The organism is Streptomyces sp. NBC_00390 (genome assembly GCF_036057275.1).
Lineage (GTDB): Bacteria > Actinomycetota > Actinomycetes > Streptomycetales > Streptomycetaceae > Streptomyces.
In genome coordinates, this window is record NZ_CP107945.1 from 2,961,999 (window position 1) to 2,974,639 (window position 12,641).

Here is a 12,641-nt window from a genome sequence, read left to right on the forward strand (position 1 = left end):
GTCCCGCCACTGTTAGGCTGGTCCTTATGAGTGACCTTCTCGAACGACTCCGCGGACGCGGCTGGCGCATGACTGCCCAGCGGCGTGTCGTGGCCGAGGTCCTCGACGGCGACCATGTCCATCTGACGGCCGACGAGGTGCATGCCCGGGCCGTCAAGCGACTCCCCGAGATCTCCCGGGCGACCGTGTACAACACGCTGGGCGAACTGGTCAGTCTCGGTGAGGTGCTCGAGGTGTCGACGGACCGCCGTGCCAAGCGGTACGACCCGAACGCGCACCGGCCCCACCAGCACCTTGTCTGCGCCCGGTGCGGCACGATCCGTGACGTGCACCCGGCCGGCAACCCGCTGGCCGACCTCCCGGACGCGGAGCGCTTCGGCTTCACGATCTCGGACGTCGAGGTGACCTACCGCGGCACGTGCCCGAACTGCGCGAGCGTTTAGCAGCACAGCCCCGAAGCCCCCGACGCCCCCGCGTCGGGGGCTTCGACGTCCCAGGAGCTTCCCCGCGCCCTTGCGCTTGCCTGATCCCGACTGCCGGAGCCGGGCGCACACGACGAAGGCCCGGATCCTTGAGGATCCGGGCCTTGGTCCGTGAGTAGCGGGGACAGGATTTGAACCTGCGACCTCTGGGTTATGAGCCCAGCGAGCTACCGAGCTGCTCCACCCCGCGTCGGTGAACTCAACATTACGGGACGCCGCCGACCAGCGCAAATCACTCTTGCGTGAGCTGTACAACAAGCTATGCGGTCAGCTCCTGGCGCAGCGCCTCGCGCAGCCTGGCGGCCCGCTCCGCCACCTCCGCGGGCCCCAGCTCGACCGCCTTGGTGCACCATCCCTGCCCCTCGGCCAGCTCCCCTCTGCGCGCCGCGAGCAGCGCGAGGCGCAGCGCTGCCCTGCCGTGACCCGCACGAGCGGCGCGGGTCCACCACAGGGCCGCCTCGCGCTCACTGCCCTCGCGGGCGAGCAGCAGTCCGAGGTTGAAGGCGCCGTTACGGCTGCCGGCCTCGGCGGCCTCCCGGTACCAGCGGGCGGCCTCCGTCATGTCGCCGCGGGCGGCAGCGAGCATCCCGACACGCACCTGGGCACGGCGGTGGCCCTGCACGGCGGCGCGCTCGTACCACCCCTCGCACTCGCTCTTCTCCACCGTCGACTCGCCGAGCGCCGGCGGTCCGGGCGGCGGCTGACGGGCGTCGAGCACGGTGGCGAGGCGGAACGCCGCCTCGGCGCTGCCGCCGCCCGCCGCACACCGCAGATGACGCTCGGCGCCCTGCTCGTCACCGTCCCTGAGCAGGGCGATGCCGACCTGGAGCGCGGCCTCGGTGTGACCGGCGGCCGCGGCCCGCCGGTACCACGACAGGGCGGTGCGGTCGTCGTCGCGGCCGACGTGGAGGATGCCCAGGTTGAAGGCGGCGTCGACACTGCCGGCCTCGGCGGCCTTGGAGAACCAGGGCTCGGCGCCGGTCGCGTCCCCGGCCTGCAGGAGCAGTACGGCGAGCGCGTTGGCGGCCTCGCGGTGCCCGGCGTAGGCGGCTCGGCGGTACCACTGCTCGGCCTGGGCCGTGCGGTCCTGGGCGGCACACAGCAAACCGAGGTTGTAGGCGCCGTTCACGTCTCCCGCGTCCATGGCGGCGCGGTACCAGCGCTCGGCGGTCTGCTGCTCACCGCGTGCGGCGTGCAGCGCGCCGAGCGCGTTGGCGGCGTTGCCGTCACCGTCCTGGGCAGCGCGAAGCCACCACACGGCGGCGCTCTCCTCGTCACCCGCGTCGCGCAGCAGGAAACCGAGCGCACAGGCGGCCCGGGCCTCGCCGTCCTTGGCGGCGGTGAGATACCAGCGCCCGGCCTCCTTCAGTTCGCCGCGCTTCTCGAGAATGGCCCCGAGGTACAGGGCCGCACGGCGGTGGCCACGGGCGGCGGCCTGCCGGTACCACTGCTCGGCCTCGTCGAGCAGGGACAGCTCTGCGCCCGCGGTCTCATCACCGGCCTGCTCCTGCGGCGGCGTACCGGAGTCACGCTCGCGCGCACCGTCCCCATGGACGGACGCGCCGCCGGCCTCTGCGCCCCGACGGGCCTGCCGGGCGGAAGCGTCCGGGCCGGTGCCGTCCCGCCCGGCCTGTCGCGCGGAAGCGTCCGGGCCCGTTTCGTCGCGGCGGGCCTCGCGCCCGGCGTCCGCCCGCCCGCCCGCACCCGATCGCGCCGCCCTGCCCGCACGGGCCTGGTCGCCGCCGTTCTGACCCGGCACAGCGGCACCTGGCCTGGCGGCGCCGGCAGAACGGTCCTGACGCAAGGCCCCCACGCGCCGGGCCGCGCCCGTTCCACCCGCGTCCGGCTCGACGGCATCCACGCCGCCACGGGGCCGGTGCGCAGCACCCGGCGGCCCGCTGGGGCCGTCGGTTCGGTCCGCTGCCCGCCCGGACGGGTGGGCGCTCTCGCCGCCCGCCTGGCGTGCGCGGTCGGCGGGGCCGCTCAGGTCCAGGCGACCTGCGCCCTCCCCGCCCCGGGCCCGGGCCGCCGCCAGGCGTTCCAGAGTGCGGGCGAGGCGGTACTCGGCCTCGCGATGGCCCTGCTCGGCGGCGGTACGCAGCCAGCGCTCCGCGCCGGAGTCGCTGCGGTGTTCCAGAAGGTCGGCGAGGGCGTACGCCCCCAGTGCGTGGCCCTGCTCGGCCGACTGGCGCAGCCAGTACTCGGCCCCGGGCTCGTCGCCGCGCTCGCGGAAATGCCGTCCCAGGGCGTGCGCCGCGGCGGCGGAACCGGCGACGGCGGCGATGCGCCACCATCCGGCCGCCTCGTCTGCGTATCCGCGCTGATGGAGGAGGACACCCAGGTTGTTCGCAGCGGCACGGTCTCCGTCAGCGGTGGCACCGCGCAGATAGGGCTCGGCGCCGTCAAGGTCTCCGCGGCGCAGCAGCAGCGCACCGAGCACGCTCATCGACGCCGTGTCGCCGTTGTCGGCTGCGCGCCGGTGCCGCGCCTCGGCCCCGGCGGTCTCCACCGCATCGGTGCCCGCCGCGCCGGCCCCTTCCAACGCGCTGTCAACGTTGTCGACGCGTCCGGCCGCACTGCTCGCGTCCGGCGCATCCTCCGTATGCGGCCGTACAAACCGCCCTGTTTCCAACAGTGTTGCCCTGTCCCCCATAGATTCCATCGTCGCACCACCTGCAACCCGCGTACACCTGGTATACCGCGACCAGTGAGGTCACTTCAGCGTTTTGTCGACATGCCCACAGAACGACAAGTCAAACACGTCGGCTCTCAACACGCGTCATCCGGCACGCACTTCACCCCACAAGCCACACGGAAGTGACCCCTACGACATCGGACCGTACGAAAAGGGCAACGAAAGACAGCACGAAGAGGGCCCGGATCCTGATGGATCCGGGCCCTCTTCTTCGAGTAGCGGGGACAGGATTTGAACCTGCGACCTCTGGGTTATGAGCCCAGCGAGCTACCGAGCTGCTCCACCCCGCGTCGTTGTGATGCAACCGTACCACGACGCGGGGTGGCCCCTGTTCAGTCCCCTTCCGCCGGCGGCTTGGAGTCGGACGCGGCCGTCTGCGCTTCGGCCGCGCGCTGCAGTGCCGCCTCCAGGTCCGCCTGTGCCTTGCCGTACGCGACCCAGTCCACCGGCTGCTTGTTCAGCGCCGCCTTGGACGCGTCGTACGCCTCCTGGGCGTCCGCGATGGCTGCCTTGAGCGCAGCGTCCCCTGTCGCCGGCGGGGGCTTGGTGGTGCCGTCGCCCGGTGGCGTGGTCGGCGGCGTCGGTTCCGCGCCTTCCACGCCGAAGACCTGGCTGAGGGCGTCGCTCAGGCTGTCGCCGAAGCCGATCTTCTCGCCGTAGACGACCGCCACCTTGCTCAGCAGCGGGTACTCCGAGCCGCGGCCCTGGGCGTAGATCGGTTCGACGTACAGGAATCCCTTGTCCAGCGGAACCGTCAGCAGATTGCCGTACTTGATGGTCGAGTCGGCGCCCTTGAGGTCACGGACGAAGTTGGCCACCGGCCGGTACTGGTTGAGCCTGTTCTGGACCTGCTCGGGGCCGTCCACCTTGTCGTCGGTCACCCGCATCAGGCGGATCTTGCCGTACTCGGCGCTGTTCGCATCGGCGTCGACCGCCATGAAGGCACGGAGGTTGGGCCGTCCACTGGGGGTGAACGTCGTCGTCAGCGAGAACTGCTGCGCGCTCTGGCCCGGCAGCTTCATCGACAGGTAGTACGGCGGAACCGCCTGGTTGTCCGTCTGCCGGGTCGGGTCGTGCGGCACCTGCCAGGCGTCACTCGCGTTGTAGAACTGGTCGGGCTGGGTGACGTGGTACAGGCTGAGCAGCTCGCGCTGCACCTTGAACATGTCCTGCGGGTAGCGCAGATGGGACTTCAGTTCGGCCGGGATCTCGCTCTTGGCCTTGACCGTGCCCGGGAACGCCTTCTTCCAGGTCTTCAGGACCGGGTCCTTGTCGTCCCATTCGTACAGGGTGACGGTGCCGTCGTAGGCATCGACCGTGGCCTTCACCGAGTTACGGATGTAGTTGACCTGGTTCTGCTGGGCGACCACGGCACGCTGCCGGTCGGTCAGCGAGTCGGCGGTGGTGGATCCCAGCGTCGTACGCGAGGCGTACGGATAGCCGTTCGTCGTCGTGTAGGCGTCGACGACCCACTGGATGCGCTTGCCCACCACTGCCGGGTACGCGTCACCGTCGATGGTCAGCCACGGGGCGACCGCCTCGACGCGCTCCTTGGGCGTGCGGTTGTAGAGGATCTTCGAACCCTCGCCGATGGCACCCGAGTACAGGATCTGCGGCTCGCTGAGGGCGACCGCGTACGCGGCGCGGTTGAGCGGGCCGGAGAGGTCGATGCCGCCCTTGCCCTTGTAGCTCGTGGTGACCTGACCGCCGCCGTCCTCCTCGTAGTCGAGCTCTTTCTGGGGCCCTCCGACGATCGAGTACTGGGAGGTCTTCTCGCCGTAGTAGATCCGCTGTTCGTAGTCCCCGAGACTGCCCTTGGACGGCAGGCCCGACTCGGTGAAGTCGGGGGCGCCGGAGGTGCCCGCTGCGGTGCCGGTGCCCTTGGCCGCGACCGCGCCGTAGCCGTGGGTGTACGTGAAGTGGTCGTTGATCCAGTTGCGCTTGTCGACCCCGGCGAGATTCAGCTCACGCAGACCGATGACGGTGTCCTGGCCCTTGTAGCGGTCGACGTCGAGAGTCTGCGGGAACTGGTAGTACTTCCGCTCCTGCTCCAGCTGCTGGAAGGTGGGCGAGACGATGTTGGGGTCGTTTATCCGGTAGCTGGCGGCCGAGGCGGCGTCCTTGCGCTGCTGCTCGCTCGCCTTGAGCTCGCCCGTGCCCGAGTAGTCGGTGGGCTTGACGGAGTCGATGCCGTACGCCTTGCGGGTCGCCTCGATGTTCTTCCGGATGTACTCGGCTTCCTTGGCCTGCTCGTTCGGCTGGACCTGGAACTTCTGCACGATCGCCGGGTAGAGGCCGCCGATCAGAATGGCCGAGAGCACCATCAGGCCGAAGCCGATCACCGGCAGCTGCCAGGTGCGGCGCCACAGCGTCGCGAAGAACAGCACCGCGCAGATGATCGCGATGCAGAAGAGGATCGTCTTCGCCGGCAGGTACGCGTTCGCGTCCACGTACCGCAGACCGGTCCAGTTGCTGGTCGCCTTGAAGTCACTGGACTTCACCGCGAGCCCGTACCGGTCGAGCCAGTAGGCAACGGCCTTGAGCGAGACGAAGACACCCAGCAGCACCGACAGGTGGCCGGTGGCCGCGGCGGTCGCACGGGCGCCGGGGCTCGTGATACGCAGCCCGCCGTACAGATAGTGGGTCAGTGCGGCGGCGATCAGCGACAGCACGGCGGCCGCGAAGCCGAAGCCGAGCAGGAACCGGTACCAGGGCAGGTCGAAGGCGAAGAACGACACGTCCATCTGGAACTGCGGGTCCTTCTGTCCGAAGGACACGCCGTTGACCCACATCAGCCAGGTCCGCCACTGGCTGGTGGCGGAGGCGCCGGCGATCAGCCCCACCAGCGCCGTGATCGCGAGAAGCACCCACTTCTTGTACGGGGCGACGCCCATGCGATAGCGGTCGAGGCTCTGCTGCTCCAGCGACATCGCGCTGAGCGGCGGGCGCAGCCGGTGGGCCAGCCAGATGTTCACCCCCACCGCAGCGGCCATCAGCAGACCGAAGACGGCGAAGAGGCCGATCTTGGTCCACAGAGTGGTGGTGAAGACGGAGGAGTAGTTGACGGAGCGGTACCAGAGCCAGTCGGTCCAGAACCCGGAGAACATGACGAACACCATGGCCAGCGCGGCCAGGACGCCCAGCGTCATGAGCAGGGTGCGGACACGCCGGGAGGGCCGGCCTACTCTCATCCGTGGCCCGGTCGGGCCTCCGCCGCGGTCCGGCATCTGGAAAGCCAACGTGCGCACCTCGAACTTCGCTGTCGTGTGAATCGGGCCCCGCGATCGTAGAGCCCACTCATCCAACTTGCTGAGGCTTTACCTAGTTCCCGTCCCGGGCCCGGAAGGAGGCAGGATATTGCCCATGTCCAACGTTTCTTCCTCCGGCCCCCCGATGGCCGCGAGCCCGCTCACCCGCGCCGTGCTCGAGATCGACGAGTACGCCTCCGGACTCGGCTGGGACCAGCCCGCACGGCTCTTCGCGCTCGTCGACACCGCCAAACTGCGCACCCAGGAGCCGGGGCTCGCCGCCCAGCTCGGTCTTGACGGGGGTGAAGCGGCCGCGCCGCTCACCCCGGTCGAGCAGGACGAGATCCCGGCCGGCACCGCGCTGGACGAGTTTCTCGGCACGATCGCCTGGCCCGACGCGGTGGCCGGCTGCGCCCTGACGGTCGAGCGGCTGATGCTGCCGCCGTCCGCGGAGAGCTCGGTTCCCGACGGCCTCGACGAGGCGGCCCTGGCCAAGTGGGTCGCCCGTCATCCGGACCGGCAGGAGGTCCGGATGACCGTGGCCGTGCTGCGGGACGGTGCGCGTGAGTCGGCGCTGCGGCTGCGGGAGAAAGACTCCCCGAACGAGGTCCTCACCGGTGCCGATCTGGTTCCGGGCCTGGCGGAGGCTCTGACGGCGACGTTCGAGGCGTAGCTCAGCGGCGCGGGGCGCAGCTTCCGGACCGATACCGGGAGCGGCGCCTCGTGCCGTGCCGTGCCCCGCTGCAGCTGTGCTGTGCTGTGCTGTGCTGTCAGCTTGCGGAACAGGCGGGCAGGCCGGAGAGGTCGCCCGAGCGGATCTTCGCCAGGGACGTGGCGGCATCGCCGATGGTGTCGACCTTCACCAGCTTCAGGCCGTCCGGCACGTCCGATGCGGCCGCCGCGCAGTTGTCCTTCGGCGTCAGGAAATACTCCGCGCCGGCGTTGCGCGCGCCCACCAGCTTCATACGGATGCCGCCGATCGGCCCGACCTTGCCGTTCTCGTCGATCGTGCCGGTGCCGGCCACGAACTTGCCGCCCGTCATCCGGTCCGGGGTGAGCTTGTCGACGATGCCGAGGGCGAACATCAGACCCGCGCTGGGGCCACCGACATCGGCCAGGTTGATGTCGATACCGAAGGGGAATGTGTGGTCGGTCCCGGCCTGGATGCCGACGATCGCCCGGCTCTTCCCGCCGCCCGCCTTCACCGTGGTGATCGTGACCTTCTCGGTGCCCTTGGGCTCCTTGCCCGCCTTCTCGGCTGCCGCCGCGTCGTCCGCGGGGACGACCGTGAAGACGACGTTCTCGCCGGGCTTGTGCTTGACGACGAGCTTCGCGACGTCCTCCGGCGCCTTGACGGCCGTGCCGTCCACGGCGCGGATGACATCGCCCGCGTGCAGCTTGTTCTCCGCAGGCGTGTCCTTGACGACGGAGGCGACGACGACCCGCGACTGCACGGGGATCTTCAGCTGCCGCAGGGCCGCGACCTTGGCGCTCTCCTGGGACTGGCTGAATTCCTCGGCGTTCTCCTGGGTCGACTGCTCTTCGGTCTTGCCGTTCGGGTAGAGCGTGTCGTGCGGGACCACCACGTTGTCGTGTGCCAGCCAGCCGTAGACCGCTTCGACCAGGTTCATCCGGTAGTCCGCCCCGGTGACCCGGACGGTCGTCATGTTGAGGTTCCCGGAGGTGGGATAGGTCTTGCGGCCGGAGATCTTGAGCACCGGCTCACCGCCCGCGGCCCCCAGGGTGTTCACCGTCGGCCCGGGCGACATCTCCGAGTACGGCACGGGGAAGAAAACCCCTGCGCAGAGCAGCGCGATGAAGATGAGCGTGGAGGCGAGCATCGTCGCAGTGCGGCGTGGCATGGAACGACAGTACGGGACGGGCCTGTAGGCGCACCGTCGGGGCCGGTCCGTACGGGGGCTGCGGAAGGCGGTGACGTCGGCGCGCGGTCGGCGTCAGTGATGGAGTGCGTCGGAGCCGGGGGCAGCCTTCTCCATCGCGTCACGGAAACGGGCATAACCGGCAAGCTCGGCCACGTCCCCGGCACTGCGGTTGCGCGAGGCCCAGCTCGCCCATATCGCAGCGCCTATGACGGCGAAGAGCGGAATCAGCAACCATGCCAGAACTGCCATCGCGACCTCCCTACGTTCATGTGCAACCCGCCCGAGTGATCAGCAGATTAGCCACCCGCGAATTCAACGCTCATGGCAGGGCTGTGGTTACGCAAATCGGGGCGGATAGGGCCGTCCGGGTTGCGCTCAGGACGCGCGTGTCAGCAGGCGCCCACCCACTCCTCGGTGCCGTCCGAGAACTTCTGATGCTTCCAGATCGGCACCTCGTGCTTGAGGTCGTCGATCAGCTTCCGGCAAGCCTCGAAGGCCTCCCCCCGGTGCGGACAGGACACGGCGACGACAACGGCCAGGTCACCGACCCTCAGGTCACCCACACGGTGGACAGCGGCGAGGGCCCGGACCGGGTACTCCGCGGCAACCTTCTCCGCAATACGGCGCATCTCGGCCTCGGCCGTCGGATGGCACGAATAGCCGAGGGCGTCGACATCGGCACCTCCGTCGTGGTTGCGCACGGTGCCGACGAAGAGCGCGGTGCCGCCCGCGGCGTCGTCACCGACAGCCGCGAACACCTCGTCGAGGGAGAGCGGGGTCTCGCGGATCGCCAGCAGACGGATGGGGTCCTGCGCCGCCTGCTCACCGGGATGATCGTTGGTGCGTGCCATGCAGCCATCGTGCCGCACGCCCCCGACGACGCGAAATAGCCCCATCGACCGGTCGGGGGCCGGTCGGCTTGGAGCCTTCTACAGTCCCGGCCCGCACGCCGACGGCCTCGTCGCCCCCGGCGCCTCCCCCCGGGACCGGACCGGTCCGAGGAGCCGGTCCGGCGGGCAGGTCCTACAGGCGGCGCCGTGCCTTGCGGGCACGCCGCACCAGCGCTGCGGTGCCCAGAAGCGCGACCGTCGCCCCAGCGGCGCCCGCGGCAGTGGCGTCCTTGCGGCCCAGACGGCGGCCTGCGACCGTGTGCCGGCCCTCGACCTCCTCGAGCAGCGCGGCGAGTACCTCCTCGTTGGTCCACTGCGGCCGCCAGCCCGCGTCGTGCAGCCGGCTGACGCTGACCACCCAGGGATGCATCGTGTACGCGAGGTCTCCGGCCGGGGACGGGGTGAGCCCGATCCGGTGCAGCCTTGCCGCCGCCCCCAGGGCGACCGCCGACGGCAGCTCCATGCGGCGGATACCGCTGAGCTCCTCGATCTCCTCCTGCTCCAGCCAGCCGTCGCAGCCGACCGCGAGCTCGCCCTCGACCTTTTCCAGAGCGGCGTACTCCAGGGCGCTCACGAGGTCCTCGACATGGCAGAACTGCCAGGTGGGACGTGATCCCGCGACCACGAGCAGCCGCGGCGACTCGAAGTACCGGGTGAGCGCGGTGTCGGTGCCGCCCACCAGCACGGCGGGCCTTACCACCGTGACGTTCAGACCCGGGTGCGCACGGGGCGCGCGGCGGGCCAGGCGTTCGACCTCCAGCAGGTCGCCGACGCCGGTGGCCTCCGCGGTGGCACGCAGCTCGGCGTCCTCCGAGAGCGGGATGTCGTTGTCGGGCAGCGCCCCGTAGACCATGGCCGACGTGCACAGGACGACCCGGTGGACCCCGGCGGCGGCCGCCGCGGTCAGGACCGTCTGGGTGCCCCGCACGTTGTAGGCGGTCCGTGCGGCGGGATCGGACTCGAGGTCGAGGTCGAGTGCGAGGTGCACGACCACATCGGCGCCGCGCAGCTTCTCCGCGATGGCCGGGTCCCGTACGTCGAGAATGTGCCACTGCGCCTCGGACACCTCACCGCGGCGCTCGTCGATCGCAATGACCTGCTTGACCTCTCCGGACGCGGCAAGACGCCTCGTGAGCAGGTCGCCGACGCCCGTGGCGGCACCGGTGACCGCCACGACGGGGCCACGGCCGGCGGCAGCGGCTGAGTGGTTTCGCGCTGCGCGAACCTGCGGATCTGGGGAACTCACCAGGCGTCTCCAGCGGTTGTCTTCAGTACGTAAGCGCATGACGTCTACGCACCAGGTGGCGTCCATCCTGCCGCAGGCCACGCCTCGGCGGAGCACCGAGCCCATAAGCGTCCCGGATGTCTACGCTGAGAGTGTTGTCAGGCAGTCGCCGCCGGCAGGACGCCGGTGGCCCTACGAGCCGAGGAAACCCGTGAGTGACACCCCATTCGGATTCGGCCTTCCGCCGGAGGAGCCGGAGCACGGCGACGAGGGCAAGAAGAAGAATCCCGCCGGAGGTGGCCAGGGCTCCGGTGGGTCCCCGGCCGATCCGTTCGGTTTCGGTTTCGGGGACAGCGGCGGGGACAACCCCTTCGCGGCCATGTTCGGCTCCCTGAACCCGAACGACCTGGGCGCGGCCTTCCAGCAGCTCGGCCAGATGCTGAGCTACGAGGGCGGCCCGGTCAACTGGGACATGGCCAAGCAGATCGCGCGCCAGACGGTCTCCCAGGGCACGCCGGACGGCACCAAGGACGTGAGCGTCGGTCCGGTCGACCGGACCGCGGTCGAGGAGGCCGTGCGGCTGGCCGATCTGTGGCTGGACGGAGCGACCTCGCTCCCGTCGGGCGCGAGCACGGCCGTGGCATGGAGCCGCGCGGAGTGGGTCGAGGCGACCCTCCCGGCGTGGCAGCAGCTCGTGGACCCGGTGGCCGAGCGTGTCGGCCTCGCCATGGGTGATGTGCTGCCCGAGGAGATGCAGGCCATGGCAGGTCCGCTGATCGGGATGATGCGCTCCATGGGCGGAGCGATGTTCGGTCAGCAGATCGGACAGGCGGTCGGTGTGCTCGCGGGCGAGGTGGTCGGTTCGACCGACATCGGGCTGCCGCTGGGCCCGGCCGGCAAGGCCGCTCTCCTTCCGCTGAACATCGAAGCGCTCGGCAAGGACCTCGGGGTGCCGAAGGAGGAGGTGCGGCTCTATCTCGCCCTGCGCGAGGCCGCCCACCAGCGGCTCTTCGCCCATGTGCCGTGGCTGCGATCGCATCTGTTCGGTGCGGTCGAGGGCTATGCGCGCGGGATCAAGGTCGACACGACCAAGCTGGAGGATGTGGTCGGCCAGTTCGACCCGACGCACCCCGAGCAGCTGCAGGAGGCGCTGCAGCAGGGCATGTTCCAGCCGGAGGACACCCCGGAGCAGAAGGCCGCGCTGGCCCGGCTGGAGACCGCGCTGGCCCTCGTCGAAGGCTGGGTGGACGCCGTGGTGCACGAGGCGGCGTCGAGCCGTCTGACGTCCGCCGCGGCGCTGCGCGAGACGCTGCGCAGGCGCCGGGCATCGGGCGGCCCCGCCGAGCAGACGTTCGCGACACTGATCGGTCTGCAGCTGCGTCCGCGCAGGCTGCGGGACGCCTCTCGGCTGTGGGCCTCGCTCACCGACGCGCGCGGGATGGACGGGCGTGACGCTCTGTGGGAGCACCCGGACATGCTGCCCACGGCCACGGATCTGGACGATCCGGACGGCTTCGTCCACCGCGAGCAGCTCGACTTCTCCGAGCTGGACAAGATGCTCGGTGAGGCCGCTTCCAAGGGCGACGAGGACGGCAAGGGCGGCAAGGGCACCGCGGAAGAGCGCGGCACCGGCGAAAAGGGCGACGACGAGAAGTGAGCCTGCATGACGACGCCCTGCTCGTACTGAAGGGCTACGAGCATCAGGAAGAGCTGCGGCGGCTGTATCTGGACCACCTGGCGGCGCACCCTGACGCCATGTGGAAGGCCTGCGGAGCCGGGCATCTCACGGCCAGCGCCCTGGTGATCGACCCGGACCGGGGGCGGGTGCTGCTGACACTGCACCGGAAGCTCGGCATGTGGCTGCAGATGGGCGGCCACTGCGAGCCGGGGGACGAGACGCTCGCGCTGGCCGCGTTGCGCGAGGCCACGGAGGAGTCCGGCATCAGCGGTCTGACGCTGTTGCCGGGCGGTCCGGTGACCTTGGACCGGCACCCGATTCCCGCGCCCTGCACGTGGCATCTCGATGTGCAGTACGCGGCGCTGGCGCCCGCCGGAGCGGTCGCCGAGATCAGCGAGGAGTCACTGGACCTGCGCTGGTTCGCGTACGACGAGGTGCCGGACGTGGCCGATGCGTCTGTCGTGAGACTGCTGGAGCGCACCCGCGCGGCGCTGTGAGACATGCGGCGTGAGGCATAAGGGAACGAGTAAGGGGCGACCG

General features: G+C 70.4%; 10 protein-coding genes and 2 tRNA genes. 4 read left to right on the plus strand and 8 right to left on the minus strand.

The genetic code is table 11. The features are described 5' to 3' along the window. The first annotated feature begins 26 nt into the window (after positions 1-26). Positions 27-443 carry a Fur family transcriptional regulator gene (locus tag OHS70_RS12370; protein ID WP_328396719.1) on the plus strand — a complete coding sequence of 139 codons (417 nt, stop codon included), beginning with the start codon at positions 27-29 and terminating at the stop codon, positions 441-443. A 155-nt stretch (positions 444-598) separates the two neighbouring features. Here OHS70_RS12370 and OHS70_RS12375 read toward each other — a convergent pair. The 4 genes from OHS70_RS12375 to OHS70_RS12390 form a co-directional block, all read right to left on the minus strand. Further along, positions 599-672: transfer RNA gene (locus tag OHS70_RS12375), tRNA-Met, on the minus strand. Positions 673-741: 69 nt separating this feature from the next. Then, positions 742-3,144: a tetratricopeptide repeat protein gene (locus OHS70_RS12380; protein WP_328396722.1), complete on the minus strand. Its 2,403-nt coding sequence runs from the start codon at positions 3,142-3,144 to the stop codon at positions 742-744. Positions 3,145-3,393: 249 nt separating this feature from the next. Beyond that, positions 3,394-3,467, minus strand: a tRNA-Met gene (locus OHS70_RS12385). Positions 3,468-3,509: 42 nt separating this feature from the next. Further along, on the minus strand, positions 3,510-6,404 hold the full coding sequence (locus tag OHS70_RS12390) for a UPF0182 family membrane protein (protein WP_328405582.1): 2,895 nt from the start codon (positions 6,402-6,404) through the stop codon (positions 3,510-3,512). A gap of 136 nt (positions 6,405-6,540) precedes the next feature. Here OHS70_RS12390 and OHS70_RS12395 point away from each other — a divergent pair, with 136 nt between their 5' ends. After that, positions 6,541-7,098, plus strand: a complete 558-nt coding sequence (locus tag OHS70_RS12395) for a PPA1309 family protein (protein WP_328396723.1) — start codon at positions 6,541-6,543, stop codon at positions 7,096-7,098. A 97-nt stretch (positions 7,099-7,195) separates the two neighbouring features. Here OHS70_RS12395 and OHS70_RS12400 read toward each other — a convergent pair whose 3' ends face one another. From OHS70_RS12400 to OHS70_RS12415, 4 genes are all read right to left on the minus strand, one after another. Continuing rightward, positions 7,196-8,287 (minus strand): YlbL family protein, encoded by a 1,092-nt coding sequence (locus OHS70_RS12400; protein WP_328396725.1) that lies wholly within the window; start codon positions 8,285-8,287, stop codon positions 7,196-7,198. 93 nt (positions 8,288-8,380) lie between these two features. Next, entirely contained in the window at positions 8,381-8,557 is a 177-nt protein-coding gene (locus OHS70_RS12405; RefSeq protein WP_328396727.1) for a hypothetical protein, read from the minus strand. Positions 8,558-8,697: 140 nt separating this feature from the next. After that, complete coding sequence (locus OHS70_RS12410; RefSeq protein ID WP_328396729.1) at positions 8,698-9,159, minus strand: molybdenum cofactor biosynthesis protein MoaE; 462 nt, start codon at positions 9,157-9,159, stop codon at positions 8,698-8,700. A gap of 172 nt (positions 9,160-9,331) precedes the next feature. Further along, positions 9,332-10,444 carry an SDR family oxidoreductase gene (locus tag OHS70_RS12415; RefSeq protein ID WP_328396731.1) on the minus strand — a complete coding sequence of 371 codons (1,113 nt, stop codon included), beginning with the start codon at positions 10,442-10,444 and terminating at the stop codon, positions 9,332-9,334. Positions 10,445-10,634: 190 nt separating this feature from the next. Between OHS70_RS12415 and OHS70_RS12420 the strand changes: the two genes are divergently transcribed. After that, on the plus strand, positions 10,635-12,080 hold the full coding sequence (locus tag OHS70_RS12420; protein ID WP_328396733.1) for a zinc-dependent metalloprotease: 1,446 nt from the start codon (positions 10,635-10,637) through the stop codon (positions 12,078-12,080). After that, entirely contained in the window at positions 12,077-12,598 is a 522-nt protein-coding gene (locus OHS70_RS12425; RefSeq protein WP_328396735.1) for an NUDIX hydrolase, read from the plus strand. Before OHS70_RS12420 ends, OHS70_RS12425 begins: the two co-directional genes overlap by 4 nt. Positions 12,599-12,641: the final 43 nt, after the last annotated feature.